This is a genomic window from Ruegeria sp. G2 (genome assembly GCF_056533505.1).
Genome location: NZ_JBQFON010000001.1, coordinates 863847 through 889076 on the forward strand (window position 1 = coordinate 863847; position 25230 = coordinate 889076).

Sequence of the window (25230 nt, forward strand, 5' to 3'; positions counted from 1 at the left end):
TCCAGAAAAAACCACATGGGGAATTGTGACCACCATCCGTGCCCCGCGTAAGGATATTTTGCGCTTTGCCGCCCACCACCTCGATATCGGCGCGGACCGGATTCACATCTTTCTGGACGAGCCAGTCCAAGGCGACATCACCGGCCTGCGCGAACACCCCCGGATCCGGGTGCGCACGTGCGATGCGGCGTTCTGGAAGCGTCGCGGTCGTGAGAGGCCGGACAAACATCAGGTCCGACAATCGTCGAATGCCAATTTGATCTATAATCGGACCGATCTGGACTGGGTCGCGCATATCGACGTCGACGAGTTCCTTTGGCCGATGTCCCCGATCCCAGATCTGCTGAGCCAAATTCCGGATGACGCCCCCGCCGTCCGCGTCCGCCCGATAGAGGCTCTGGCGGGGGGCGAGGACCTCTACAAAGCCTTCATTCCCGAAGGAAAGAACAGACAGGCGCTGGTCGAATCGCTCTATCCAAAATTCGGCGCCTATGTTCTAGCCGGTTTCATGAGCCACATTCAGGGCAAACTGTTCGTGCGCGGTGGTTTGAAAAAACTGAGCGACCGTATCCACAACCTCTATCAGCACGGTGAGTTTCTGCCAGTGAGAACCGAGCTGCCGCAGATCGATCTCTGCCACCGCCACGCCCCGGATTGGGAGCATTGGCTGGCGCATTACCGCTTCCGCCTTGAACGCGGCTCGTACCAGGCCAGCCCGGATCGCCCGCGAAAGATCGGCGCGCTAGACAGGTTCGAATTGTTCACCCTTCTGGAAGCCGAATACGGGCTGGATGGTCTTAAGGAATTCTATGATGAAATCAGCGCCGCTGACCCTGAGGTTCTAGAACGGCTTGAAGATAATGACATGATGCGCCACCGCCCGCTGGACCTGGACCGGAAAGTCGCGAAACACTTTCCCGGAAGCATCTGAATTGTTGCAGAAATCCCTGTTATCGGCGGATATGGAACAGGTTAAGCCGACTTCATTTGACCCTGCCCCACGTTTTTGTTATGCCCGCGCCACAGCCGAAACGCGCATGAGGCGCATGGCCATCCGGGCCCGGCATATTCTGACGCGCGGGCCAGGTCGAGTGTCCGCATGAACCGGACATACATGACAAAATTTAACGAACTGAACCTGAACCCGAAGGTCCTCAAAGCCATTGAGGAAGCCGGATACGAAACTCCGACCCCGATCCAGGAAGGCGCAATTCCAGCCGCACTGGAAGGGCGCGATGTTCTTGGGATCGCCCAGACTGGCACCGGCAAAACCGCCAGCTTCACCCTGCCGATGATCACTCTGTTGGCCCGTGGGCGTGCGCGCGCACGTATGCCTCGCTCGCTAGTGCTGTGCCCGACTCGGGAACTGGCGGCACAGGTGGCCGAAAATTTCGACACCTACGCCAAGCACCTTAAGCTGACCAAAGCGCTGCTGATCGGTGGCGTTTCGTTCAAGGAACAAGATGCCCTGATCGATCGCGGTGTTGACGTGTTGATCGCCACTCCGGGCCGTCTGCTGGACCATTTCGAGCGCGGCAAGCTGCTGCTGACCGGCGTTCAGATCATGGTGGTGGACGAAGCCGACCGGATGCTCGATATGGGTTTCATCCCTGATATCGAACGCATCTTTTCACTAACGCCATTTACCCGCCAGACCCTGTTCTTCTCGGCCACCATGGCGCCCGAGATCGAACGGATCACCGACACGTTCCTTTCTGCACCGACCCGGGTCGAAGTTGCGCGTCAGGCCACTGCCTCGGAAACCATCGAACAGGGAGTAGTGATGTTCAAAGGCGGTCGCCGGGATCGTGAGGCCAGCCAAAAACGCAAAACCCTGCGCGCTCTGATCGATTCCGAAGGTGAAAAGTGCACCAACGCTATTATCTTCTGCAACCGCAAAACAGATGTAGATATTTGCGCCAAATCGCTGAAGAAATACGGCTATAACGCTGCCGCGATCCATGGTGATCTAGACCAGTCGCAGCGAATGAAAACACTGGACGGGTTCCGCGATGGATCGTTGCGGTTGCTTGTTGCTTCAGACGTCGCGGCGCGGGGCCTGGATATCCCCTCGGTCAGCCATGTGTTCAACTTCGACGTTCCCGGCCATGCCGAGGATTACGTCCACCGCATCGGCCGCACGGGCCGCGCCGGGCGCGAAGGCAAGGCGATTACCATCTGTTCGGGCCGCGATGAAAAGGCTTTGGCAGCGATTGAAAGCCTGATCCAAAAAGACATTCCGCGCATCGACAATCCGGTTAAGGCCGATGAGCCGAAGCCAGACGCGCCGAAGCCTGAGAAAAAGGCCAAAACCTCGGAAAGCAAGAAAAGCGAAAGCCGTAAAGAGCGTGAGCCCAAATCCCGTGGCCGTGGTCGTCGCGAAGATGGCGGGCCAGCAGTTGTGGGCATGGGCGATCACCTACCCAGCTTTATTGCGCTCAGCTTTGATGAGCGTCGCGCTGGCTAGATCGTCAGCACAAGCGCCAGAATCGACAGGCCAAGCAATGTCATCCCGGCGACCTCTCGCCGGGTAATGGTTTCGCGGAAAAACAGCAGCGAAGCGAACAGGCTGAGGATCAGTTCGATCTGACCCAGCGCCTTCACATAGGCCGCGTTCTGTAGTGTGAATGCAAAGAACCAGCAGAACGAACCGCATAGGCTGGTCAGACCTACGAAGATCCCGGTCTGACGGGTTTCCCACACTGCGCTCAACTCGGCCCGGTCTCGCCACAACAGCCAAAGCCACATGCTGAGGAACTGGAACGTGACCACCGCAGCCAGCGTCACCAGTGCCCGGAACCACGCATCGATATCGCCCAGTTGCAGTGAGGCACCGCGATAGCTGACCGAGGAAAAGGCGAACAATACGCCTGAGCCCAGACCAAGGCGCGAGGCTTTGTTTGTTAGATGTTGCCACCAAGCCCCGGTGCCTCCGGGTGTTTTTGACAGCAGCAGAACGGCCAGCAATCCAAGCAGAATTGCTCCAAGCGCCCCGGTTGACACCTGATCGCCGAGGATGAGGAACCCAACGATAGCGGTTTGAATAACCTCGGTTTTCTTGAACGTAATCCCAACTGCAAAGTTACGCTGCTTGAACAGCGCCACCACGCAAATCGTAGCCATTATCTGCGAGGTCCCGCCGATAACAGCAAAGATCCAGAACTTTGCCGTCAACGCTGGTAATTCGTACCCTGTCGCGCCCAAGGCAACTATAAGCCCCAGCAAGGCCAACGGCATCGAATAGGCAAATCGTGCAAATGTCGCCCCGGCAGCCGTAAGTTTCGCACTGCTCAGCGATTTCTGCAGCATGAACCGCACCGTCTGGAACGAAGCGGCTGCGATGGTGACGGGAATCCATAAACTCATGGTTTCCCTTCTGTCGTTAAATCAAGGCTTTGGCCAGAGCGGATGCGCCACTGGATCCTTGGCGTGCCAAAAATATTCCCGAAATATTTGCGCATATGAACGGTATACATAGGCCTCGTTACAAGCCAGATAGCGCTCTTTTCCTGCACGGTAGAGTGTCGGCAAACGGTACCACGGCGCGGCTGGATTCATATGATGAACGACGTGCAGGTTGTTGTTAAGAAACAGAAATGCAAGGATGCCACGATCTTCGACAATCACGGTCCGGGCACGGGATTTCTCATGGGCGCGATGCTCCAGGAATGTGCGGATCTTGACCAGACCCAGCCCGATATATGCAGATAAGGCAAAGGCCCAAATCGGCATTTGCGAAAGTGCGGCGATCCAAAGCACCGCAACAACGCCGGGCAAATGTAGCGCCCATGCCAACAGAATCTCCCGATCCCCGCGCAATGCACCTCGTATTTCATCCCTCAGGAACGCAATCTGCCCAATTGCAGGCCCCAGAACCATCCGCCCAAGCAGAGTATTGTTCACCTGATACATCCGCCTCTGCCAACCGGCCAGAGACGCCCAGACCTGCGGGTCAAGATAGTTGGTCTCAGGGTCATCGTAAGGATCGGTCAGGTTCGCATCACAGTGATGCGCCAGATGCAGGTCCCGAAACCGATTGTATGGAATGAACAAGGTCAGCGGCAGCGCCATCAGCGCTTCATTCAACCATTTACGACGGAATGGATGCCCGTGCAGCGCCTCATGGGTCAGTGAGGAATGCAAAGCGGCCACCAGCCCCATGACTGGGATTGCCAGCCAAAGGGACATATCAGCCAGCCAGAAGATCACGCCAAGCCAAACCGAGTAACACGCGAGGATCAGGGCAAATGTCGCCCACTCGGGCGACTTGGGTGTGGTGGGATCAGCCATTGCGGCCCCACGAAATCCCGGCCCACACGCGTTCGTAAATCACGTACATCGTCAGACCAATGGCCGTGTTGACCAGAGCAACCATTCCCCCAAGCGCTGCCGAGCCTGTAGCGATCAAACCAACCAGCGTCATCATTGCCAGTCCCATCGCATTCCACACCAGCGCTTTCACGACTGACCTGCGTCGCGTTTCCATTCCAGACCCCATTCTTGTTTTTGTAACACCAGCGTTACAGACACATCCAAGGGTCGGGAATTCTGAATATGATTAACAATTCACAACATAGGTGATATAAATCACCATATGATTGAAAAAATCGACAAACGGGATCGTGCCTCGCAGTTCCGGCAACGCCTGGCCAGGGCGATGCAAGATCGCGACGTCAGTCAGAGTGCGCTGGCACGTAGCATCGGTGTTGACCGATCAACTGTCTCACAATTGCTGACCGGAGCAGGCGCACGCCTGCCTAATGCGCATGTGGTTGGCAGCTGCGCCTCGGCGCTCGGGGTATCCGCCGACTGGTTGTTGGGCCTCTCCAACCGACCTGAAAGCGCGGCGGAATTGCTGGCCAGCTCCCTTACGCTGACTGAAGCCGCGCGAGCGCTTGTAGATGAGCGAATCTTTGAATGGCACCAAGAGGCCGCCGGCTACAAAATACGTTATGTCCCCGCCACCCTGCCCGACATGCTCAAGACCCGTGCAGTTTTAGAATGGGAATACGCTCCGCATTTGGGCCGTACTGCGGATCAAGCCATTGGCGCTTCGGCGGACCGGCTGGCCTGGATGCGCAGCGCTCAGTCCGATTATGAAATTGCGATGCCGCTTTATGAGCTCCACAGCTTTGCTCACGCCACCGGATACTACGAGGGGCTGCCGCTGCAGGTCCGGCTGGATCAGATCGACCATCTGCTAAGCCTGTGCAAACAGCTCTACCCCCGCCTTCGCATTTATCTATTTGATGCCAAACGGCTTTACTCTGCCCCGGTTACGATATTCGGTCCGCTTCTATGTGTATTCTATGCTGGAAGCCACTATATGGCCTTCCGCGACCGCGACCGGATTGAGGTGTTCACTCTTCATTTCGATCGGCTTGTGCGCGAGGCGGAGATGACCGCCCGTGATTTCCCAAAGCATTTGCAGCAATTGCGTGCCGAAATTACAAGGACATGACCTGAGCGATATCCTGTTGTATAGTCATTTGGCGCGAACCCATAGACATTCCGATCTGAGATGGAGGATGACGGGAATGGACGCACTCAAAACCGCAGAATACGCACGTGCCCTTTACACGGCTCATGGAGATCGGGCCGAGGCCGAAGCTGCGCAGAAAATGCGCGAAAGCCAAGCCGCCGGAAACCAGCAGGAGGCGCAGGACTGGAAAGCCGTCCGCAGCGCCATCCGCCAGATCCGCGGCCCCAATCAGGGCTGATCTACAGTTTCGGGTCAGGATTGACTGTATGACCATCCACCGCGATCACCTGACCCGACACCAGCCGCGCCGCATCTGACGCCAAAAATACAGCCATGTTTGCAATGTCCCGCCCCTCGACGAAGCGGCCCATGGACGTGCCTGAGGCGTAACCGTTGTAAACCTGATCACGGGTCATGCCCTTTGCAACGGCTTCGCGTTGCAGCACGCCCTCCATGCGTGGTCCTTCTACTGAACCGGGGCAGATTACATTGCATCGGATTCCGTGCGGCCCCAATTCCATCGCCAGCGTTTTGCCCAAGCCCACCATGCCCCATTTCGCCGCGGCATAAGGCGCGCGGTTGGGATAGCCGTATTGGCCTGCAGTCGAAGACGTGATCAGGATCGCACCACTCCTCTGCTGCTTCATTATTGGAGCAGCGTATTTGGAACACAAAAACGCCCCTTCCAGATTTACTGAAAGACAAGAACGCCAATCAGTTAGAGGCACATCCTCAACTGCAGCGGTCGGCCCGGCGACGCCTGCATTCGCGCACAGCACGTCGAGCCCACCCCACGCTGCCTCAACTTCTTTGAATGTAGATGAAACAGCGATTTCATCCGAAACGTCCAATAGACTTTGCTTCCAGTCTGATGGACATTCTGCCAGCGCATCTGCGTCAATATCCGCCACCCAGACCTGCGCCCCGGCAGCATCAAACGCCTCCGCTATTGAGCGACCGACACCCGAGGCGCCGGCAGTAATCAGAACCCGGCTGGTCATGCAGGTTTGCGGATCGCAGCGCCCGCACCTTCCGGATAAGGCAATCCGGCCTGCGCCTCAGCAATCCGCGCCATTGCAGCCTCGATTTCGGGTGATGGCGGACTGGGGCGGCGGGTTTCAAGGCTAACATGCAGCAAAAAGCTTTCGCCCGTGGCCAACAACGTCTCACCTTCGTACATGCTGTGGAAGACATGCAGCTTTTTGCCCTGCCCCAACAGCATCTGCGTACGGCACTCGATCCGCGAACCGGCATGGGTCTCGTGCATATATCGGATGTGGTTCTCGGCGGTGAAATAGCTGCCGCCAGTGGAGATATACTCCATGTCGCAGCCGATTATCTCCATGAACCGATCCGTGGCGGCTGCAAAAGCTTCAAGGTATTTGGCCTCGTTCATATGGCCGTTGTAATCCGTCCAATCCAGCGGCACGGCGCGCGATAGCGTCAGAATGGGCTGGCTCAGATCCGCTTGATCCAGGGTCGGCAAGGCTCCCGGTTTCAGCGCCGCGTCATGTTGGTTCAACACCGCCCCGGCCCCGTAGTTCTGCGCCTTCAACGCCCGCATCATGCCCACAAGGTTGTTGTCGCGAATGCGCTCCAACTCCCTAATTGAGTGCATGCCCGATTGTGCATCCGACTGATCTGCGATCATGTCGACCAATTCATCGGTGAACTCGGGTACATCCATCAGCTTGGTCCAGGGCCATTTCAACGCCGGGCCGAACTGTGCCATGAAATGCCGCATCCCGGCTTCGCCACCGGCCACGCGATAGGTTTCGAACAGTCCCATCTGCGCCCAGCGGATGCCAAACCCCATGCGGATGGATTCGTCGATCTCCTCGGTTGTTGCGATACCGTCCTTGACCAGCCACAGCGCCTCGCGCCAGACGGCCTCAAGGAAACGGTCCGCGATATGCGCGTCGATCTCTTTTTTGACGTGCAACGGAAAGAACCCGACCGAGGTCAGCAGTTCCTTCGCCTTCGCGACCATCTCAGGTGTATTTTTGTCAGTCGGCACAAGTTCGATCAACGGCAACAGATAAACCGGGTTGAATGGATGCGTAACCACGATTTGCTCGGGCCGCGACGCACCTTCCTGCAGCTCAGACGGTTTGAACCCGCTTGTCGAGGACCCAATGATGGCACCGGGGTCACATGCCTCCTGCAGGCTTTTGTAGACCTTCAGTTTCACGTCGAGCCGCTCCGGCACGCTTTCCTGAATCCATATGGCGCCGTCTACGGCGTCACCAATCTCATCATGAAAACTCAGCGCCCCCTCCGGCGGCAGGGGCACATCGCTCAGGCCTGGCAGAGAGCGGCGTGCATTGTCCAGCACCTCGCCAATCTTGCGTTCCGCCTCTGGATCCGGATCAAACACCCGAACATCCCAGCCATTCAGGAGAAACCGCGCAGCCCATCCGCCGCCGATCACACCGCCACCAATGATTGCAGCAATCTTTTTCATATCGCTTGACCTTACTCGTAGTGCGCGCCTCAGCCCGCCACTCCTGCCGGTGCCCGCTTGACCAGACCCAGTTTCTCACGCACTTCCTGCGGCCCGATCACGCGCGCACCCATGTTTTCGATGATGCTGCCCGCACGCTCGACCAACTGCCAGTTCTCGGCCAATACACCCTTCTCGAGCCACAGATTGTCCTCTAACCCGACACGCACATTGCCACCCGCCAGAACCGATGCCGCCACGTAGGCCATCTCGTTCCGACCCAATGAAAACGCACTGAACGTCCAGTCATCTGGCACGTTGTTTACCATCGCCATGAAGGTGTTCAGATCATCCGGCGCACCCCAGGGCACACCCATGCACAGTTGCACCAGCGCATTCGGTTCCAGAACACCCTCTTTCACCAGTTGTTTGGCAAACCACAGATGACCGGTATCAAAGGCCTCGATCTCGGGCTTCACACCCAGATCGGTCATCATTTGCCCCATCGCGCGCAAAGCGCCGGGGGTATTGGTCATCACATAGTCGGCCTCGGCAAAGTTCATCGTGCCACAATCCAAGGTGCAGATTTCCGGCAAGCACTCGGCCACGTGTGCCACACGCTCGGTAGCACCAACCAGATCGGTTCCGGCCTCCGCCAATGGCAGCGGATTTTCGATCCCGCCGAACACCATGTCTCCGCCCATGCCAGCCGTCAGGTTCAGCACTGCATCAACCTCAGCATCACGTATACGGTCCGTCACCTCACGATACAGCGCCAGATCGCGCGACGGTGCACCCGTCTCAGGGTCTCGCACATGGCAGTGCACCACCGCCGCACCGGCCTTGGCTGCAGCAATCGCGCTGTCGGCGATTTGCTTGGGTGAGCGCGGGACATGAGGGCTGCGATCCTGTGTTCCGCCCGACCCAGTCACGGCACAGGTGATAAAGACTTCGCGGTTCATTTCCAAAGGCATGGCGTTTTCCCCAGCTTATACCCGGTTTTACCTTGGGTTTTCCCCAGGCTTCTCCCCGGATTCCGATTTGCGTCAACGCCAACTCTGGCGCAGCCTTGGACAAACCACTTGGCAGAATGCGAATCAGACTTGATGAAATCCGCAAAAAACATACTCCAACCTGAACATCGCGCCCTGAAAACGGCGGTGCTGGTGCTGGACGAATGCAACACGCTCAGCTTTGCTGCTGCGGTCGACCCGATGCGCGCAGCTAACCGATTGGCAGACCGGCCCGCTTTTGACTGGGACTACGTTACCGCCACTGCTGAGCCCGCCATGCTGACGAGCGCTCTGAATGTACAAGGCATCCCATTGGCACGCCTGCAAGGCTGCGACCTGATGATTGTCGTTGCGGGCTTCCAACTCGCGCGTCACGCAACGCCTAGCCTACTTGCCGGTCTTCGCAGGGTCGCCGCCTCTGGCGCTACAATGGCTGGGATAGATGGCGGCCCCTGGTTGCTGGCCGAAGCTGGACTGCTGGATGGTCACGCTGCGACGACGCATTGGGAGGACTTGGAGAATTTTTCTGCCCGCTTCCCGAATGTCGATGTGCGACCCGACCGGTTCACCGTGTCCGAAAACCGCCTGACCTCGGGCGGTGCTGTCCCAGCGATCGATATGATGCTGCACATCATCGCCGCCCGCCATGGTGCTGGATTTGCTGCCCGGGTCTCCGGACTGTTCCTCTACGAAGGCACATCCGAACCCTCAAAACCGCAAAGCCGTACCGGAGCGCCGCATCGCCATACTGCCCTGACCGCCAAGGCAAACTCGCTGATGGAATCATCTCTGGACGAACCCCTTCCACTGGCTGACATCGCTGACGCTCTCGGCACCAGCGCCCGCACCCTACAGCAGCAATTCCGGCTACGCCTGAATACCACACCGCAAGACCACTACCTGCAACTCAGACTGGCCGAGGCACGCCGACTCGTCACCGATACCGACATTCCTTTGATGGATGTGGCACTCGCCACAGGCTTCGCGTCACAATCGAGCTTCGCCCGCGCCTTCCGCACCGCACATGGCCTATCGGCCCGCGACCTCAGGCAAGACCGCACACAACCCACCCATCACTGAGGCGATCCAGCTTCATCTGGCCAAAAATACCTCGGGGGAGTCGCCAAAGGCGACGAGGGCATAGCCCCCATCCCTTCAATATGGCATCGGAAACGCCCGGTGCGCCGCACTGATCTCGGCCATCACTTCGGACGACAGCTTCAGATCCTTGCCCACCAGAATATGCTCCAACTGCGCCACCGTCGTCGCGCCAAAAATGGTCGATCCCATAAACGGCCGGCTGCAACACCACGCCAAGGACATGTGCACCGGATCCAACCCGTGTCGCTGCGCGATATCCAGATAAGCAGCCACAGCATCATACACGCGATCCGTTTTGCGCCCGCCCATATTCGGGACTAACGCCATGCGTGATCCTTCTGGAATAGCACCACCTTGATATTTCCCCGTGAGAAAACCCGCCGCCAAGGGTGAGAATGACAGTAACCCGACATCTTCGAGCAGACACAATTCAGCCAGATCCGTATCGAACAACCGGCAGAGCAGCGAATACTCGTTCTGGATCGAAGCGACCCGAGGTCCGCCGACCTCATCCGATGCCCGCAACCACTGCGCGGTGCCCCATGCGCTCTCGTTCGACAGACCAAAGGCGCGGATATTTCCTTTATCCACCTGTGCTTGCAGCGCCACCAGACTCTCGCGCATCTCATCCACGATCTCATTCCGGTTGTGCCCCAAGGGCGCATAGTCCCAGTTCTGCCGGAACATGTAGCTGCCGCGATTTGGCCAATGGAACTGATAGAGGTCGATGACATCCGTCTGCAATCGACGTAATGATCCTTCAATCGCCTCAGGAATGGTTTCTTTCGAGATCGGAGCCCCATTGCGCGCATGCACAAACCCCTCACCGGAATGCTTCGTGGCCAGCACATAGTCCCCACGCCGCGAGGGATTGGCGGCATTCCAGTTGCCCAGAATCTCTTCAGTCCGCCCGATTGTTTCCTTGGAAATTGGATTCACCGGATACATCTCGGCGGCGTCGACAAAGTTGATTCCACCCGCAAGCGCCATATCCATCTGGCGGTGCGCCTCAGCTTCCGATGTTTGTGTGCCAAAGGTCATTGTGCCCAGACATAAATCCGACACCATGATCCCGGTACGCCCCAAAGGCTTCATATCCATTTAAAATCTCCCAAAAAAATTAATGCTGCCGATCAAGCCTCGGCCTTCTTCTCCCATCGTCCGGATTCCTCGGACCAATATTGAGCCGCGCATCCTGAGCCGGTCAGGGATTTCCATTGCCCACGCGCTTGTTGCACCGCCTCCGGGTCGTTGCCGTCAAACAGAATACAGACACGCTCCAACGCCGAAACCTCTTCCGCCTCAATCGGTGCCCCATCGACGGCCATCACGCAAGTCGCCCCATTGGCGGCCTCTGGTCCGGTCGTCAGCAAAATCAGCTGCGCCGCGTCATGCGGGCCACCTTCACGGCCATGTGGCAGGAACCCCTCTTCGGGACCCAGCCACAGTTTTTCATCCAGCCAGTCCATCCGCGCTGGGTCAATCCCCCGCACGGCAATCCGCCACCCGGCCTGCCGCGCCTTGTCCAACAGCACAGGCAGGGTGTGCTCCAACGGCTGACGAGTCAGGTGGTAGAAATAGACCGCGCCCACGGATCTATTCGCCCGTGGTCTCGAAATTGTCCTGTACGAAGCGGCTTAGCGCACGGACGCCCCAGCCGGTGGCCCCTTTGGGCGCATAAGACGTCTCGGAGGACACCGAGGCCACACCAGCGATATCGAGGTGAATCCAAGGTGTCTCTTCCTTGACAAAGCGCTGCAGGAACTGCGCCGCGGTGATCGAACCGGCTGGCCGTCCCCCTACGTTCTTCATATCCGCAATGCGTGATTTTAGCTGCTTGTCATAACCTTCGCCCAATGGCAGCCGCCATGCGCCTTCATCCTCGGCCCCGGCGGATTTCAGGAAGGCATCACAGAACGTGTCATTATTCGAAAACACACCGGCATTCTCATGCCCAAGTCCGATGATCACTGCCCCCGTCAAAGTGGCCAGATCGATCATGCCCACCGGCTGGAACCGATCCTGTGCGTACCACATGACGTCGCACAGAACCAAACGACCCTCTGCGTCGGTGTTGATGATCTCAACAGTGTCGCCTTTCATCGATTTGACGACATCACCGGGGCGTGAAGCATTGCCCGACGGCATGTTCTCGACCAACCCGACCAGCCCAACGACATTTGCCTTGGCCTTGCGCTTGGCCAGCGCACGCATGGTTCCGGCAACAACACCCGCGCCGCCCATGTCCATGGTCATGTCTTCCATGCCACCCGCGGGCTTCAGCGAGATACCCCCGGTATCGAACACAACACCCTTGCCGACCAAGGCCAGCGGCGCGTCATCCTTGTCACCACCATCCCACTGCATCACCACAACTTTCGAGGGACTGACTGAGCCCTGCCCGACGCTCAGCAGCGTGCGCATGCCCAGTTCGGCCAACTTGTCTTCTTCCAGAACCTCGACCTTCAGGCCCAGCGATTCCATCTCGACCAACCTGTCCGCGAATTCGGTTGTCGTCAGCACATTTGCGGGTTCATTTGTCAGATCCCGTGTCATGCGCACCCCATCCGCGACGGCATAGAGCGGCGCAAATTTGGCCTCGGCCTCTTCCGGTTTAGAATGACCGATAACGATCTCGCCCAACAGATCAGATTCCTTGGTTTTGTGGACATCAAAATCGTAGGCCCTCAGAACCATGCCCAAAGCCAACTCTTCGATTCGCGCGTGGTTGGCGGCCATGACCAGCACGGATTTACCAGCAGACAGCTTTGCCAGATTAGCCCCGGCCTTTCGTGCTTCGTCGAAATCGGGTCGGCGCGGCAGGACCAAAATATCCAGCGCCTCGGCCTCCATTCCTGCCGGCCATGCGAGCGAGATTACATCACCCGATTTCACTTTGCTGAAACGCTCGCTTTCTATCAGCCGTGCAATTCCACCTTTGGTCAACCGATTGGCCCGTCGCGCGGCAGGGCTCATCTTGCCATCGGCGGGAATGAGAATGGCCACGCGCCCTTCGGCCTGCGCCATCGCATCAAGGTCAAAAGGGGTGAAACGGACGGGCATGAGACTGCTCATATCATTCTCCTGAAATATGCGTTGCATAAGACCTAGCCCGCGCAGCCACCATTGACCAGATAGCAGTTTTCCCCGCCGACCAATTGCATTATGGTCGCGCGAAAATAACGGCAGGCTCGGGGGAGATAACGTGAGATCAATCGGCAGCTACAGGCCGTCGCGCATGAATCCATGCCCGGCTGTGATTCTCGTTTGCCGAAGCCTATTGGGGACACGCGCGTGATCCTCGACCGCTATTTTGCCCGCCGCTTTATCCAAAGCTTTCTCATAATCGGCGGAATCTTTCTGACTTTGATGATCCTGATCGATCTGATCGAGCAGGTGCGCCGGTTCGATGGTACTGGCCTGTCCTTTGGTCAGCTATTGCAGTTGACGCTTCTAAACACGCCAGCCGCGATTAGCGAGATGCTACCGCTTTTGATGATCTTGGCCACTATTGCTTTGTTCGTTGGCCTTGCCCGCAGTTCCGAATTGGTCGTGACCCGAGCCATCGGCCGGTCTGGAATCCGCGCGCTACTGGCCCCGGTATTGCTGGCGTTGACAATTGGAACACTCGCGGTTGCTTTGCTGAACCCAATTGCCGCCGCCACTTCAGAAGAATTTCAGCGTCTGTCGGATGGTTACCGAAACCAAGGCAGTTCGGCCCTTTCGATCAGCCGCGAAGGGCTATGGCTGCGCCAGGGTTCAGCCAATGGCCAGTCGGTGATCCACGCAACGGGCACGGTCAACGGAGACAGGTTCGCCTTGAAAGACGTAACCATCACCACATTCGCACCCGACGGTAAACCGAACCAACAAATTTCAGCCCAACAGGCCGATCTTGAGGATGGGTTCTGGACCCTGCATCAGGCCAAGATCTGGCCTATTCAGGATGACCTCAACCCCGAAGCAAATTCCAGCACGCACGAGGTACTGAACCTCCCAACAACGCTGACACGAGATCGGATTCTGGACACTTTAGGACAGCAGGATTCAGTATCCGTCTACGACCTGCCGCAATTGATCCGAGATCTGGAAGAGGCCGGATTTTCCACCAAACAGTATGAAGTCTGGTTGCAGGTACAACTTGCGCGGCCGCTGTTTCTGGTCTCAATGGTCTTGATCGGTGCGGCCTTTACAATGCGCCATGTTCGGTTTGGTGGCACGGGTGTTGCTGTACTAACTGCCGTTTTGCTGGGGTTCGGCATTTATTTCATTCGAAACTTTGCGCAAATTCTTGGCGAGAACGGACAATTGCCGATCCTTGTTGCGGCCTGGGCTCCACCTTTTGCGGGTATCCTTTTGTCACTAGGTCTTTTGCTTCATGCGGAGGACGGCTGATGCGCCCTATCCTCTCCTTACTACTTTCGACCGCATTGATCCTGTCCCTGCCTGCTGTTGCTATGGCACAGTCGGAAGTGCCAGGCGCCACCAACGACACCGGTGCGACTGAGCAAAATCAACCAGCCCTACTTGTGGCCGATGAGATTTTCATCACCCCGGACCGCAAACTGGTCGCCGAAGGAAATGTCGAAGCTTTTCAGGGCGACGTGAAACTCACAGCCCAAAGCGTCACCTATGATCGTGAAACAGGTGAGCTGACTCTGGTCGGCCCGATCCGGATCGATCAAGGTGGGGACAGCACATTGCTGGCCGATTCTGCGCAATTGGATAGCGGCATCCAGAATGGCCTGTTGATGGGCGCACGCATGGTATTTGAGCAGCAGGTTCAAATCGCTTCGGTCCAAGCTACCCGTGCAGCGGGGCGATACACACAGTTCAGCAAAGTGGCGGCAACCTCATGTCATGTCTGCGCAAACGGCACCCCTCCGATCTGGCAAATTCGCGCGCGCAAAGTCACGCATGACCAGCTCGAAAGGCAACTGTATTTCGAAGGCGCCCAGTTCCGCATTTTGGATGTACCTGTCTTTTATTTCCCCACCCTGCGCCTGCCCGATCCAACTCTCGAACGCGCGACAGGTTTCCTGGTGCCATCAATCCGCACGACCTCGCAGTTGGATACTGGCGTACAGGTCCCTTATTTCTTCAAAATCGGGGATCACAAAGACCTGACGCTGACACCCTATCTGTCATCCAAAACCCGCACCCTCGGATTTCGGTACAGACAGGCGTTCAAATCCGGTCGCATCCGATTAAGAGGCGCCTATACACGAGACGATCTTCGACCTGGCAAAGATCGCGGATACCTCTTTGCAGATGGTCGTTTCAGCCTGGGAAACAGCTATCGACTGACGTTTGACATCAAAACAACCTCGGACGACTCGTATCTGGCCGACTATGGCCTGCCCGATTTTGATCGCCTGCGCAGCGAGATTGCCCTTGAAAGGATTAGACGCGACACTGCGTTCAGGACCGGCTTCATCCACTATAAGACTCTGCGGGATAGCGAAGATCAGGACGAGATCCCATCGCGTATCTTCGATCTTAATTATCGAAAACGTTTATTCCCCAAAGCTCTCGGGGGCGAAGTTCAACTGGCTTTTCTTGGCCACACTCACACACGCACCAGCGATGAGGATATTGTTGGGCGCGATGTCGCCCGCGCGACTTTTGACGCAGAATGGCTGCGCAACTGGACTTTCGCAAACGGGCTACGTGCCGAGGCCCAGCTGGGCGCAGCAATTGACACGTTCAACATCAGAAATGACAGCAGTTACCCGAACAATGTGACGCGCTCGACGCCGCGCGCGGCCTTTACTTTGCGCTACCCAATGCTGCGACGCGAGCAATCTGGCGCGACGCAAATCCTGGAACCTATTGCACAAATCGGCTGGACACATGTTTCAGATAACGATGTGCCCAACGACGAAAGCACATTTCAAGAGCTCGATCAGGGCAATCTGCTGGCACTTTCGCGATTTCCTGCGCCTGACCGGCGTGAAGATGGCACAACCGCCGTGGTTGGCTTGAATTGGTCCCGCTACAACGCTGATGGTTGGCGTGCGCTCGCAACAATTGGGCAAGTTTTTCGGTCTGACGCCGATCCGGATTTCACGCTGACATCAGGATTGCAGGGGACCAAATCGGATATTCTTTTGGCCGGTCAACTTAACAATGGCAAAGGTTTGACACTGGCGGCACGTGGACTGCTGAATAATGACTTCAGTTTTACGAAAGCCGAGTTGCGCGCAGCGTGGGTCAAAGGAGATACGGCGCTATCTGGCGGCTATGTCTGGCTGGAACCGGACCCGGCTGAAGCTAACAATGACGAAATATCAGAGCTGCGCATATCGGGTCGCTATCGCGTAGATCAGAACTGGCTGACCCGCGCCAGCGCACGCTATGATTTCAGCGAATCTGAGCCACTCCGCCTGGGGTTTGGTTTGACCTACCAGAATGAGTGCGTGCAGGTGAATGTGAACGTCAACAGACGCTTTACCTCCACATCAAGTATTGAGCCTTCGACGGAATTCGGCTTTACCGTAGCCCTGACAGGGTACTCCGTCGAAGGCAATGGACAAAAGTTTAAGAGAAGATGCAGTTGATCTCAGGTTTCACAAAATCTCTTCGCGCGGGCTATCGTAATTCGGTCCTGCCGGTGTTGGCTGCCGCGTTAGTTGCCCTGGCGACACCACCGGCCCAGAGTCAAAGCCTTTTCTCTCCTGCAATCCGGGTCAATCAAGACATTGTCACTTGGTATGAACTGCAACAGCGCCAACAGTTTCTGGATCTTCTGGGTATCCCCGGCAGTTCCGACACAGAAGTCCGCAATGCATTGATCGATGACAAGCTGCGTAAACAGGCCATGCGTGAGGCCGGGATACAGGCAACGCCAGAAGATGTTCAATCTGGAATTGATGAATTCGCCTCACGCGGCAACCTGAGCACGGACGAGTTTCTAAGACTACTGAACGAAGAGGGTGTTTCCACGGAAACCGTACGAGATTTCGTGGCCGACCAATTATCCTGGCGGGATTATGTCGCCACTCGCTTTTTGTCGCAGGCCCGTCCGAGCGAGGATGAAATCAATCGCGCGTTGGGACAGGGCGGCGGCGGCGGCTTGCAGGTTTTATTGTCAGAAATCATCATTCCGGTAACCCCGCAAACACTGGCTCAAGCTGAGGCTCTGGCTGACGAAATTGCATTGCTCCCTGATCAGGAGAGCTTTTCAGCCGCCGCAACACAGTACTCAGCAGCGGCTACACGTGAAAATGGCGGGCGGCTCGAATGGCTTTCGATCACAAATCTGCCACCCGCTCTGCAGCCGGTCATCCTGGGCTTGAAAAACGGCGAGATTACCGATCCGCTTGCTCTGCCAAACGCTGTGGCGCTATTCCAGATGAGGGGTATCCGTGAAACAGCGGGTAGCGCGCCGCGATATTCCGAAATCGACTACGCCATCTATTACCTCCCGGGTGGCCGCAATACAGATACACTCGCAAAAGCCACCAAACTCAAGGAAGAGATCGACACCTGCGATGATCTCTATGGATTGGCCAAGGGTCAGTCGCCGGATATTCTTGATCGTATCACCGCTAAACCGTCCGAGATACCACGCGATGTCGCATTGGAACTGGCCAAACTTGATCCAAATGAGGTTTCAACAGCACTGACACGAAACAACGGTCAGACGCTGATGTTCCTGATGCTGTGCAACAGAACCCGCGATCTGGGTGAAGAAACGACCCGAGTGGACGTAGCCAACGCGCTGACACAACAACGCTTGCAGGCTCTTGCTGACAGCCTGCTGGAACAGCTCCGAGCCGAAGCCGTCATCATCGAGCAATGACACCACCTATCGCACTCAGCTGCGGCGAACCTGCAGGAATAGGCCCCGAGATCGCGGCCAAAGCCTGGCAATCATTGCGCGATGAATGCCCGTTCTTCTATATCGGCGATGCCTCGCACCTCCCGGCAGGCACTCCGATCACTCGGATATCCGACCCAGCAGAAGCCCTTGCAGCAAGCGCCACTGCCCTGCCCGTTCTGCATGTCGAGTTTTCGTCTATAAATACACCCGGACATCCCGAAGCCAAAAATGCGCCCGCTGTCGTTGATGCTATTGAACGGGGTGTCGAGTTGGTCCAATCCGGTGCAGCATCGGCGCTTTGTACAGCACCGATCCACAAGAAGGCGCTGATCGATGGGGCTGGATTTGCATTTCCGGGACATACCGAATTCCTAGCCTCACTGGCGGGACAGTCGCGCGTCGTGATGATGCTCGCGAGCGATCAGTTGCGGGTGGTACCAGCCACCATTCATATTCCGCTATCGCAAGTCACAAGCGCGCTCACTCCAGAAGTTTTGCGTGAAACGATCGAGATCACCGCACGGGGTTTGCGCGACCAATTTGGCATCCCCAATCCTAGAATCGCCGTGGCTGGATTGAATCCCCACGCGGGCGAAGAGGGAAAGATGGGGACTGAGGAGCTCGACTGGATCGCGCCGCTGATCACCGATTTCTCCTCCAGTGATTATTCGGTGACCGGCCCGCACCCCGCCGATACCATGTTCCACGCCGCGGCACGTGCGCGCTACGATGCGGCGATAGCGATGTATCACGACCAGGCGCTGATCCCGATCAAAACGCTGGATTTCGACCGAGGTGTAAACGTGACGCTGGGCCTGCCCTTTGTCAGGACCTCGCCGGATCACGGCACGGCCTTGGACATTGCAGGCCAAGGGATCGCAAACCCAACCAGCCTGATCGAAGCACTCAGACTGGCCCAGAAGATGGCGCAATCCCGCTAATGCTTCATCTGGCCAAAAATATCCCCGCCGGAGGCAAAAAATATCTGGCGCACCAAATCCAATCCGAACAACGATAAAGCCATGAGCGCCATCGACTCCCTCCCCCCGCTGCGCGAGGTTATCGCCACCCATCAGCTCTCGGCCCGCAAATCGCTGGGTCAGAACTTCCTGCTCGACCTCAACCTGACCGCCAAGATCGCGCGGCAAGCCGGGGACCTGACTCAATGCGATGTGCTTGAAATCGGCCCCGGCCCCGGTGGTCTGACCCGTGGGCTGCTGTCCGAGGGCGCGCGCAAGGTCGTGGCCGTTGAAAAAGACACCCGCTGCATCGCAGCCTTGAACGATATTGCCGCCGCTTATCCCGGCAGGCTCGAGGTCATCAACGGTGATGCGCTGGAAATCGATCCATTGGCCCATCTGACGCCTCCGATTCGCGTGGCCGCGAACCTACCTTATAATGTCGGGACCGAGCTTCTGGTCCGCTGGCTCACCCCGCCCGACTGGCCGCCTTTCTGGCAAAGCCTGACCCTGATGTTTCAGCGCGAAGTGGCCGAGCGTATCGTGGCCCAACCCGGTAGCAAGGCCTATGGCCGCCTTGCCATCCTCGCCCAATGGCGGGCCGAAGCGCGCATCGCGATGTCCCTGCCGCCCGGAGCGTTCACACCTCCACCGAAGGTCTCCAGCGCGGTGGTTCACCTGACAGCGTTGCCCGAGCCCCGGTATCCAGCGGACGCCCGCACCCTGTCCCGTGTGGTCGCGGCGGCCTTCAATCAACGTCGCAAGATGCTGCGTGCCTCGCTCAAAGGTACGGCCCCGGATATCGAAGACCGCCTGCTTGCCGCTGGTATCAAACCCACTGAACGCGCCGAGCAGATTCCACTGGAAGCTTTCTGTGACTTGGCTCGCGAAATTCAGAAACCCTGATCGCAATAAATAGCCCCGGGTCAAAACCTCGGGGCTTTTGTCGGCGTGAGCCGATCTTATTCGGCCGCTTCTGGTGCGTCGCCTGTATCGGCGGGCGTATCCTCAGCTGCAGGCGGTGCTTTGGGCTTGCGCGCCCGCGGTTTACGCGCCGGCTTTTCCTTCTTCTCCTGAGCCGGAGCTTCGGCACCTTTGCTTTCGGGTGTCTCGACCAGCCCGCTTTCAGGTGTCGGTTCGGTCGAGGCGAAATCCATCACATCAGGTTGCGGAGCTTCGGCAGGGTCCGCCTGACGAGCCGCTTCGCGCTCCTGACGTTCGGCGCGCTCACGGTCACGTTCAGCTTGCCGCTCGCGGTTCTGGCGCTCTTGCTCTTCGCGGCGCGCTTCGATCTCGCGCTGCGCCTCGCTCAGCATGCGCAGGTAATGCTCGGCGTGTTGCTGAAAGTTCTCAGCCGCCACACGGTCATTCGACAGCTGTGCGTCGCGCGCCAGTTGATTGTATTTGTCAATGATCTGCTGCGGTGTGCCACGCACTTTGCCCTCAGGGCCCGAGCTGTCGAAAACCCGGTTTACGACGTTGCCGCCAGAAGGACGATTGCGGTTGTTCTTGGCCCGCGAGCGGGATTTGGAAGATCTCATCTTACTTTACGTCAGCCTTATCAATTCACTGTCGATCAACCCGTATCTAACGCTGCTCAGTGGCTTTGTGCCGTTACGCGCTATCGACTTTTTGGGCTTGGCGTCAGGGGTGCGCTGAAACAGCGTCAACCTCGCCGACTAATCCTGAGTAAACATGTCCTGAGCGCTCAGACAAGAGGATTCTCACAATTGTCGCAGCTTTTTTACATCAATCGGCATTTTTCAGCTTCAGATTCCCCTGGATCGTGGCATTCTTGCCCCTACAACCCGGTCACGCCCGTCCAGGTCAGGGATCACCTGCGTGCGCGTCAGTCCAGCGGCATCAAATAACGCTGAGACATAAGCGCCTTGTGTTGGACCGATTTCTACCAAAATACGCCCGCCAGGCATCAGATAATCTGGGGCCGAGGCAGCTATACGACGGTACGCATCCAATCCGTCGCCCTCATCCGTCAAAGCCATGCGCGGCTCATGTTCACGTACTTCCGGCGAAAGATCATTCATTTCTTCCGCCGAAATATAAGGCGGATTCGAAACAATCAGGTCAAATTGCCCCTGAATGTTTTCAAACCAATCCGACCGCCGAATCTCCAAACGCGCCTGAACTTGATGCTGAACAGCATTGGCGCTGGCCTGCAGGCAGGCCGCTTCGCTCAAATCCACCCCGACGCCCGAGGCGCTCGCCCGTTCAGCCAGCAAGGTAATCAAGATACAGCCCGAGCCCAAGCCCAGGTCCAAAACATGATCAAACGGTTCACTTAGAGCTGCTTCGATCAAAGCTTCGGTTTCTGGACGAGGGTCAAGTACATCACGGCTGACCCGGAACCGACGACCATAGAATTCGCGCTCGCCCAGAAGGTGCGACACCGGCACCCGGATGGCACGAAGAGAAATCAACTGGTCATAGCGCTCTGCGATATCAACGGGCAGTTCCTCGGGTGCGATCAGCGTCACACGGCTGGCCTCGATCCGTGCCGCATGGGCCAGCAGCACCCGCGCATCCCGTGCCGGATCGGGCACCCCTGCCGCGCGCAAACGCGCGGTGGCCGCTACCATGGCCTGCGCAGCTGTCAGTGCCGCAATCATTGCGCCATCTCGGCCAGCAGCCGGGCCTGATCATCTGCGGTTAGCGCATCAATCACCTCATCCAGATCGCCCTGCATCACCTGATCCAGCTTATAGAGCGTCAGGTTGATGCGGTGATCCGTCATACGACCCTGTGGGAAATTATAAGTCCTGATCCGTTCCGACCGGTCACCCGAGCCCACTTGGCTGGCGCGATCCGCTGACCGCTCGCTGTCGATCCGCTGCCGCTCCAGATCGTAAAGGCGCGTTTTCAGCACCTGCATCGCAATCTCACGGTTGCGATGTTGCGATTTCTCAGAGCTGGTCACCACGATACCGCTGGGCAGGTGCGTGATCCGCACCGCCGAATCCGTCGTATTAACGTGCTGCCCACCCGCGCCGGAACTGCGCATCGTGTCGATGCGGATGTCATTCGCGTCGATCTGGATGTCTACATCCTCAGCCTCAGGCAAAACCGCGACGGTCGCCGCCGAAGTGTGAATACGCCCGCCGCTTTCGGTTTCGGGCACACGCTGTACGCGATGCACGCCAGATTCATATTTCATCCGCGCAAAGACGTTGTCGCCCTTGATATGAGCCACTACTTCTTTGATCCCACCGAGATCCGAGGCCTGTTCCTCGATGATTTCAAACTGCCAGCCACGCGCCTCGGAGTATCGCTGGTACATCCGCAGCAGGTCTCCGGCGAACAGAGCCGCCTCATCGCCACCTGTACCGGGCCGTATCTCCAGCATCGCCGGGCGCGCATCCGCCGCGTCTTTGGGCAATAATGCCAGCTGCAAGGCATGTTCGGCCTCGAGGATTCGCGCCTGCAGTTCGGGAATTTCCTCCTCGGCCAGCTCTTTCATGTCTGGGTCGGCCAGCATCGCTTCGGCCTCGGCCAAATCGGAGACCAACAAACGCCATGCCATGATCTGATCAACCACCGGCTTGAGGTCGGAATACTCCTTGGCCAAGGCCGCAATATCTCCGCCCGATGCGCCATCAGCCATGGCCGCTTCGAGGTATTGGAATCGCTGGGTGATCTGTTCTAGGCGTTCTTCGGGGATCATCCGCGCGGTGTCTATCATCCGGGGGCTTTGGTCAAGGCCTTGCCTTGTGCTAGGCTTAGCGCATGAAACGACTGATCCTGGCCCTGACACTTGTTGCAACCCCTGGTTTGGCCGACGTTGTTGGCCCCAGGGGCAAGGTGCAGGACTGCTATTGCACCGACAAATCAGGCACCCGCGTCGAATTGGGAGAGATGATCTGCCTGCAGGTCGACGGTCGCATGTTCATGGCCCAATGCCAGATGTCACTGAACGTGCCCATGTGGCGCGAGGTGCAGGAGGGGTGCTTGTCGTCAGGGTTGCAGCAAAGCCAGCCAACCGGCGACCCGGTCCCGATTGACGCCAAAATCCTTTCGGCCAAATCTTGAACGCGCGTAAATGCGCAGCGTATCGCCGTCCTGCTGCACGGTCGTGTAGTCGGGAAAACCGAACACCATTGAACGGGTGACATAGGTTATCATTCCATCTTCGATAGAACCCGCCAGCACCGTGGTGCGCGGAGCCGCGCGGGCTACCTGATCGAGTTGCTCCATCCCCCTCGGAGCTGCCTCTACGATCCGGATTACGCCATTCCTAAGATCTCGGTCCACACCTTCGGGTGCTACATGCCAGCGCGTTGGGTCAGAGGGGGCCAGACGGATATAGGCCGCCATCGCAACGCCCAACGCAATCACCAGCCAAAGCACCATTTTCATCGGCCCTCCGATCCCTTTGCATATAACCTATCCGGTCCGGGCGTCGCGCTCATCCCTATCGCGACGTCACGCCGGGCAGAATACACAGCATCTCGAACAGCAGATTCGCCGCCGTCAGCGCCGTGTTGCCAGACGGATCATAGGGCGGAGACACCTCAACCAGATCGCATCCCACCACGTTCATGCCCGCCAGCGCATGGATCAGTTGCAGCGCCTGTGGGGTGGTCAGGCCCGCAATCTCGGGCGTGCCGGTGCCGGGCGCATAAGCCGGGTCGAGGCTGTCGATGTCATAGGTGATGTATATGGGATGATCCTCGACCGTCTTGCGGATCAATGATCCGATTTCGGTCAGGTTCTGCTGCCACAGCTCCCACGCGGGATACTGGCGAAAGCCCCAGCCCTGCGCCTCGGCGAAGTCGCTGGCCGCATAGCCCGAGCCGCGAATGCCGATCTGGAAGGTCATGTCAGGAACGATCAGCCCTTCCTCATAGGCGCGGCGGAAGACGGTGCCGTGGGTTTCCTTCTCGCCGAACATCTCGTCATTCACGTCGGCATGGGCATCCACATGGACCAGAGCCACCGGACCATGCCTGGCCGCCATTGCCCGAAGGATCGGCAGAGTGATCGAGTGATCTCCGCCCATCGCCACCGGGGTCACGCCCTGCGCCAGAATGCCGTCATAGCTGTCCTTGATGATCTTCAAACTGTCGGCCAGCGAGAAGGTGTTGATCGCCAGATCCCCGATATCTGCGATCTGCAGATGGTCGAACGGCGCTGCGCCATTGGCCATGTTATAGGGTCGGATCATCGCGCTTTCGCTGCGGATCTGCTTGGGGCCAAACCGCGTGCCCGACCGCCACGAGGTGCCGATATCCATCGGAACCCCCAAAACCGCCACATCCAGCCCCTCAAGCGAAGACGCCTGCGGCAGCCGCATGAACGTGTTCGGCCCCGAAAACCGCGCCAGATCATTGCCGCCAATGGGTTGGTTGTATTGGGTCATGTGATGTCTCCGATCCGATCCCTGACCAAGCAGATACCGGGATTATGCCTAACCAAAGGTTAAGGCTTCACCAGCTTGTTCCATCCCAGCAAACAAATGATCTGCGTCGCCACATGCGCCCCCGCAATCGCCGTTGCGCCCGAGGTATCGTAGGGCGGAGACACCTCGACCACGTCACCGCCCTTGATATTGATCCCGGCAATGTCGCGCAGGATGATCTGCGCCTGGATCGAGGTCAGACCACCCCAGACCGGCGTCCCCGTACCGGGCGCAAAGGCCGGGTCCAGACCGTCGATATCAAAGCTCAAGTAGACGGGGCTGTCGCCCAGAATGCCCTTGATCTTCTGCGCCACGGCGGCGGGGCCGGATTCGTAGACCTCGCGCGCGTCGATGATGTTGACGCCCAATGTGTCCTCGTTGGTGGTGCGAATACCCACCTGAACCGAGCGTTTCGGATCGACCAGCCCCGATTTTACCGCCTTGTAGAACATCGTGCCGTGGTCCACGCGGGACATGTCGTCATCGGCCCAGGTATCCGTATGCGCATCGAATTGCAGCAACGACATCGGCCCGTATTTCTCGGCATAGGCTTTCAGGATCGGAAAGCTGATATAGTGATCCCCGCCTAGCGTGACCGAAGCGACATCGGTCTTCAGAATGGTACGGATGTGATCGGTCAGGGTGTCGGGAAAGGCCGGGATATTGGCATAGTCATAGGCCATGTCGCCATAATCCACGATGGCCAGCTCACTCAGAGCATCAAAAGGCCAGCCATAAGGCGCATCAGGCGATTGCAACGCACTGGCCTCGCGGATCGCACGAGGGCCAAGCCGGGTTCCGGGGCGGTTTGTCACCGCCTGATCGAAAGGCACGCCGGTTACCGCGATATCCGCTCCGGTCAGGTCTTTGGTATAGAGCCGCCGCAGGAATGAGGTCGCGCCGCCAAAGGTGTTCTCATAGGACAGCCCCTTGAGATCGGGGTTGGTGAACGCCTCATCCACCTGGTTCTTTGCATCTTCCAGTGCCATGTCTT

General features: G+C 57.8%; 26 protein-coding genes. 11 read left to right on the plus strand and 15 right to left on the minus strand.

Annotated features, from left to right (window positions below):
• Nucleotides 1-25: 25 nt before the first annotated feature.
• Both ACR0DU_RS04260 and ACR0DU_RS04265 read left to right on the plus strand, forming a co-directional pair.
• On the plus strand, nucleotides 26-931 hold the full coding sequence (locus tag ACR0DU_RS04260; protein ID WP_319544713.1) for a glycosyltransferase family 2 protein: 906 nt from the start codon (nucleotides 26-28) through the stop codon (nucleotides 929-931).
• A gap of 183 nt (nucleotides 932-1114) precedes the next feature.
• On the plus strand, nucleotides 1115-2467 hold the full coding sequence (locus ACR0DU_RS04265; RefSeq protein ID WP_170781677.1) for a DEAD/DEAH box helicase: 1353 nt from the start codon (nucleotides 1115-1117) through the stop codon (nucleotides 2465-2467).
• Here the strand turns inward: ACR0DU_RS04265 and ACR0DU_RS04270 are convergent.
• From ACR0DU_RS04270 to ACR0DU_RS04280, 3 genes are read right to left on the minus strand one after another with little or no spacing between them, the layout of a single operon-like run.
• Complete coding sequence (locus ACR0DU_RS04270) at nucleotides 2464-3366, minus strand: EamA family transporter (RefSeq protein ID WP_480872648.1); 903 nt, start codon at nucleotides 3364-3366, stop codon at nucleotides 2464-2466. The two genes, ACR0DU_RS04265 and ACR0DU_RS04270, sit on opposite strands and share 4 nt — an antisense overlap.
• Nucleotides 3367-3387: 21 nt before the next feature.
• Nucleotides 3388-4290, minus strand: a complete 903-nt coding sequence (locus tag ACR0DU_RS04275; protein ID WP_480872650.1) for a fatty acid desaturase — start codon at nucleotides 4288-4290, stop codon at nucleotides 3388-3390.
• Entirely contained in the window at nucleotides 4283-4486 is a 204-nt protein-coding gene (locus ACR0DU_RS04280; protein ID WP_010440411.1) for a DUF2061 domain-containing protein, read from the minus strand. The genes ACR0DU_RS04275 and ACR0DU_RS04280 overlap by 8 nt, the downstream gene beginning before the upstream one ends.
• A 108-nt stretch (nucleotides 4487-4594) precedes the next feature.
• Here ACR0DU_RS04280 and ACR0DU_RS04285 point away from each other — a divergent pair, with 108 nt between their 5' ends.
• Nucleotides 4595-5461 carry a helix-turn-helix domain-containing protein gene (locus tag ACR0DU_RS04285; protein WP_480872652.1) on the plus strand — a complete coding sequence of 289 codons (867 nt, stop codon included), beginning with the start codon at nucleotides 4595-4597 and terminating at the stop codon, nucleotides 5459-5461.
• A gap of 76 nt (nucleotides 5462-5537) precedes the next feature.
• Nucleotides 5538-5720 carry a hypothetical protein gene (locus ACR0DU_RS04290; protein ID WP_010440418.1) on the plus strand — a complete coding sequence of 61 codons (183 nt, stop codon included), beginning with the start codon at nucleotides 5538-5540 and terminating at the stop codon, nucleotides 5718-5720.
• Between the two features lies 1 nt (nucleotide 5721).
• Here the strand turns inward: ACR0DU_RS04290 and ACR0DU_RS04295 are convergent, their stop codons facing one another.
• The 3 genes from ACR0DU_RS04295 to bcoG are packed head-to-tail and all read right to left on the minus strand — an operon-like array spanning nucleotide 5722 to nucleotide 8899.
• Complete coding sequence (locus ACR0DU_RS04295) at nucleotides 5722-6483, minus strand: SDR family oxidoreductase (RefSeq protein ID WP_480872654.1); 762 nt, start codon at nucleotides 6481-6483, stop codon at nucleotides 5722-5724.
• Nucleotides 6480-7946, minus strand: coding sequence for a carnitine 3-dehydrogenase (locus ACR0DU_RS04300; protein ID WP_480872656.1), 1467 nt, complete (start codon nucleotides 7944-7946; stop codon nucleotides 6480-6482). The genes ACR0DU_RS04295 and ACR0DU_RS04300 overlap by 4 nt, the downstream gene beginning before the upstream one ends.
• A 29-nt stretch (nucleotides 7947-7975) precedes the next feature.
• On the minus strand, nucleotides 7976-8899 hold the full coding sequence (bcoG, locus tag ACR0DU_RS04305) for a 3-dehydrocarnitine:acetyl-CoA trimethylamine transferase BcoG (RefSeq protein ID WP_170781671.1): 924 nt from the start codon (nucleotides 8897-8899) through the stop codon (nucleotides 7976-7978).
• A 132-nt stretch (nucleotides 8900-9031) separates the two neighbouring features.
• Here bcoG and ACR0DU_RS04310 point away from each other — a divergent pair, with 132 nt between their 5' ends.
• Nucleotides 9032-10018, plus strand: coding sequence for a GlxA family transcriptional regulator (locus ACR0DU_RS04310; protein WP_170781670.1), 987 nt, complete (start codon nucleotides 9032-9034; stop codon nucleotides 10016-10018).
• Between the two features lie 75 nt (nucleotides 10019-10093).
• Here the strand turns inward: ACR0DU_RS04310 and ACR0DU_RS04315 are convergent, their stop codons facing one another.
• The 3 genes from ACR0DU_RS04315 to ACR0DU_RS04325 are packed head-to-tail and all read right to left on the minus strand — an operon-like array spanning nucleotide 10094 to nucleotide 13114.
• On the minus strand, nucleotides 10094-11140 hold the full coding sequence (locus tag ACR0DU_RS04315) for an aldo/keto reductase (protein WP_170773916.1): 1047 nt from the start codon (nucleotides 11138-11140) through the stop codon (nucleotides 10094-10096).
• Nucleotides 11141-11172: 32 nt separating this feature from the next.
• Nucleotides 11173-11631 (minus strand): DNA polymerase III subunit chi, encoded by a 459-nt coding sequence (locus tag ACR0DU_RS04320; RefSeq protein ID WP_480872659.1) that lies wholly within the window; start codon nucleotides 11629-11631, stop codon nucleotides 11173-11175.
• A 4-nt stretch (nucleotides 11632-11635) separates the two neighbouring features.
• A complete protein-coding gene (locus tag ACR0DU_RS04325; RefSeq protein WP_480872661.1) occupies nucleotides 11636-13114 on the minus strand; it encodes a leucyl aminopeptidase in 1479 nt (492 codons plus the stop codon).
• Between the two features lie 219 nt (nucleotides 13115-13333).
• Between ACR0DU_RS04325 and lptG the strand changes: the two genes are divergently transcribed.
• From lptG to rsmA, 5 genes are all read left to right on the plus strand, one after another.
• Nucleotides 13334-14434 carry an LPS export ABC transporter permease LptG gene (lptG, locus tag ACR0DU_RS04330; RefSeq protein WP_029621849.1) on the plus strand — a complete coding sequence of 367 codons (1101 nt, stop codon included), beginning with the start codon at nucleotides 13334-13336 and terminating at the stop codon, nucleotides 14432-14434.
• Nucleotides 14434-16599: an LPS-assembly protein LptD gene (locus tag ACR0DU_RS04335; protein ID WP_480872663.1), complete on the plus strand. Its 2166-nt coding sequence runs from the start codon at nucleotides 14434-14436 to the stop codon at nucleotides 16597-16599. Before lptG ends, ACR0DU_RS04335 begins: the two co-directional genes overlap by 1 nt.
• Nucleotides 16590-17843: a peptidylprolyl isomerase gene (locus ACR0DU_RS04340; RefSeq protein WP_480872665.1), complete on the plus strand. Its 1254-nt coding sequence runs from the start codon at nucleotides 16590-16592 to the stop codon at nucleotides 17841-17843. The genes ACR0DU_RS04335 and ACR0DU_RS04340 overlap by 10 nt, the downstream gene beginning before the upstream one ends.
• Nucleotides 17840-18805 (plus strand): 4-hydroxythreonine-4-phosphate dehydrogenase PdxA, encoded by a 966-nt coding sequence (gene pdxA / locus ACR0DU_RS04345; protein ID WP_480872667.1) that lies wholly within the window; start codon nucleotides 17840-17842, stop codon nucleotides 18803-18805. The genes ACR0DU_RS04340 and pdxA overlap by 4 nt, the downstream gene beginning before the upstream one ends.
• An 81-nt stretch (nucleotides 18806-18886) precedes the next feature.
• Nucleotides 18887-19729 (plus strand): 16S rRNA (adenine(1518)-N(6)/adenine(1519)-N(6))-dimethyltransferase RsmA, encoded by an 843-nt coding sequence (gene rsmA / locus ACR0DU_RS04350; RefSeq protein ID WP_480872669.1) that lies wholly within the window; start codon nucleotides 18887-18889, stop codon nucleotides 19727-19729.
• A 56-nt stretch (nucleotides 19730-19785) separates the two neighbouring features.
• On the opposite strand, the gene ACR0DU_RS04355 is transcribed toward rsmA, so the two are convergent.
• The 3 genes from ACR0DU_RS04355 to prfA form a co-directional block, all read right to left on the minus strand.
• Nucleotides 19786-20364: a DUF4167 domain-containing protein gene (locus tag ACR0DU_RS04355; protein WP_480872670.1), complete on the minus strand. Its 579-nt coding sequence runs from the start codon at nucleotides 20362-20364 to the stop codon at nucleotides 19786-19788.
• A 228-nt stretch (nucleotides 20365-20592) separates the two neighbouring features.
• The gene (prmC, locus tag ACR0DU_RS04360) at nucleotides 20593-21450 is read right to left on the minus strand and encodes a peptide chain release factor N(5)-glutamine methyltransferase (protein WP_170781663.1); all 858 of its coding nucleotides are present in this window, start codon (nucleotides 21448-21450) and stop codon (nucleotides 20593-20595) included.
• Nucleotides 21447-22502, minus strand: a complete 1056-nt coding sequence (gene prfA / locus ACR0DU_RS04365) for a peptide chain release factor 1 (protein WP_480872753.1) — start codon at nucleotides 22500-22502, stop codon at nucleotides 21447-21449. The genes prmC and prfA overlap by 4 nt, the downstream gene beginning before the upstream one ends.
• Nucleotides 22503-22564: 62 nt before the next feature.
• On the opposite strand from prfA, the gene ACR0DU_RS04370 reads away from it, so the two are divergent.
• Complete coding sequence (locus ACR0DU_RS04370) at nucleotides 22565-22867, plus strand: hypothetical protein (RefSeq protein ID WP_480872672.1); 303 nt, start codon at nucleotides 22565-22567, stop codon at nucleotides 22865-22867.
• Here ACR0DU_RS04370 and ACR0DU_RS04375 read toward each other — a convergent pair.
• The 3 genes from ACR0DU_RS04375 to speB (ACR0DU_RS04385) are packed head-to-tail and all read right to left on the minus strand — an operon-like array spanning nucleotide 22793 to nucleotide 25225.
• The gene (locus ACR0DU_RS04375; protein WP_480872673.1) at nucleotides 22793-23194 is read right to left on the minus strand and encodes a DUF1499 domain-containing protein; all 402 of its coding nucleotides are present in this window, start codon (nucleotides 23192-23194) and stop codon (nucleotides 22793-22795) included. The two genes, ACR0DU_RS04370 and ACR0DU_RS04375, sit on opposite strands and share 75 nt — an antisense overlap.
• Before the next feature lie 55 nt (nucleotides 23195-23249).
• A complete protein-coding gene (gene speB, locus ACR0DU_RS04380) occupies nucleotides 23250-24197 on the minus strand; it encodes an agmatinase (RefSeq protein ID WP_480872674.1) in 948 nt (315 codons plus the stop codon).
• Between the two features lie 59 nt (nucleotides 24198-24256).
• Nucleotides 24257-25225 (minus strand): agmatinase, encoded by a 969-nt coding sequence (gene speB / locus ACR0DU_RS04385; RefSeq protein WP_480872676.1) that lies wholly within the window; start codon nucleotides 25223-25225, stop codon nucleotides 24257-24259.
• Nucleotides 25226-25230: the final 5 nt, after the last annotated feature.

What these genes read in the sequence shown, in the direction of transcription:
- ACR0DU_RS04290 (WP_010440418.1), top strand. Translation starts at nt 5,538, where the DNA reads ATGGACGCACTCAAAACCGCAGAATACGCACGTGCCCTTTACACGGCT.
- ACR0DU_RS04275 (WP_480872650.1), bottom strand. Translation starts at nt 4,290, where the DNA reads ATGGCTGATCCCACCACACCCAAGTCGCCCGAGTGGGCGACATTTGCC.
- ACR0DU_RS04370 (WP_480872672.1), top strand. Translation starts at nt 22,565, where the DNA reads ATGAAACGACTGATCCTGGCCCTGACACTTGTTGCAACCCCTGGTTTG.
- prfA (WP_480872753.1), bottom strand. Translation starts at nt 22,502, where the DNA reads ATGATCCCCGAAGAACGCCTAGAACAGATCACCCAGCGATTCCAATAC.
- ACR0DU_RS04280 (WP_010440411.1), bottom strand. Translation starts at nt 4,486, where the DNA reads ATGGAAACGCGACGCAGGTCAGTCGTGAAAGCGCTGGTGTGGAATGCG.
- ACR0DU_RS04375 (WP_480872673.1), bottom strand. Translation starts at nt 23,194, where the DNA reads ATGAAAATGGTGCTTTGGCTGGTGATTGCGTTGGGCGTTGCGATGGCG.
- ACR0DU_RS04315 (WP_170773916.1), bottom strand. Translation starts at nt 11,140, where the DNA reads ATGGATATGAAGCCTTTGGGGCGTACCGGGATCATGGTGTCGGATTTA.
- ACR0DU_RS04295 (WP_480872654.1), bottom strand. Translation starts at nt 6,483, where the DNA reads ATGACCAGCCGGGTTCTGATTACTGCCGGCGCCTCGGGTGTCGGTCGC.
- rsmA (WP_480872669.1), top strand. Translation starts at nt 18,887, where the DNA reads ATGAGCGCCATCGACTCCCTCCCCCCGCTGCGCGAGGTTATCGCCACC.
- speB (WP_480872674.1), bottom strand. Translation starts at nt 24,197, where the DNA reads ATGACCCAATACAACCAACCCATTGGCGGCAATGATCTGGCGCGGTTT.
- pdxA (WP_480872667.1), top strand. Translation starts at nt 17,840, where the DNA reads ATGACACCACCTATCGCACTCAGCTGCGGCGAACCTGCAGGAATAGGC.
- ACR0DU_RS04310 (WP_170781670.1), top strand. Translation starts at nt 9,032, where the DNA reads ATGAAATCCGCAAAAAACATACTCCAACCTGAACATCGCGCCCTGAAA.
- bcoG (WP_170781671.1), bottom strand. Translation starts at nt 8,899, where the DNA reads ATGCCTTTGGAAATGAACCGCGAAGTCTTTATCACCTGTGCCGTGACT.
- speB (WP_480872676.1), bottom strand. Translation starts at nt 25,225, where the DNA reads ATGGCACTGGAAGATGCAAAGAACCAGGTGGATGAGGCGTTCACCAAC.
- ACR0DU_RS04265 (WP_170781677.1), top strand. Translation starts at nt 1,115, where the DNA reads ATGACAAAATTTAACGAACTGAACCTGAACCCGAAGGTCCTCAAAGCC.
- ACR0DU_RS04335 (WP_480872663.1), top strand. Translation starts at nt 14,434, where the DNA reads ATGCGCCCTATCCTCTCCTTACTACTTTCGACCGCATTGATCCTGTCC.
- ACR0DU_RS04270 (WP_480872648.1), bottom strand. Translation starts at nt 3,366, where the DNA reads ATGAGTTTATGGATTCCCGTCACCATCGCAGCCGCTTCGTTCCAGACG.
- ACR0DU_RS04285 (WP_480872652.1), top strand. Translation starts at nt 4,595, where the DNA reads ATGATTGAAAAAATCGACAAACGGGATCGTGCCTCGCAGTTCCGGCAA.
- ACR0DU_RS04325 (WP_480872661.1), bottom strand. Translation starts at nt 13,114, where the DNA reads ATGAGCAGTCTCATGCCCGTCCGTTTCACCCCTTTTGACCTTGATGCG.
- ACR0DU_RS04340 (WP_480872665.1), top strand. Translation starts at nt 16,590, where the DNA reads ATGCAGTTGATCTCAGGTTTCACAAAATCTCTTCGCGCGGGCTATCGT.
- prmC (WP_170781663.1), bottom strand. Translation starts at nt 21,450, where the DNA reads ATGATTGCGGCACTGACAGCTGCGCAGGCCATGGTAGCGGCCACCGCG.
- ACR0DU_RS04355 (WP_480872670.1), bottom strand. Translation starts at nt 20,364, where the DNA reads ATGAGATCTTCCAAATCCCGCTCGCGGGCCAAGAACAACCGCAATCGT.
- ACR0DU_RS04300 (WP_480872656.1), bottom strand. Translation starts at nt 7,946, where the DNA reads ATGAAAAAGATTGCTGCAATCATTGGTGGCGGTGTGATCGGCGGCGGA.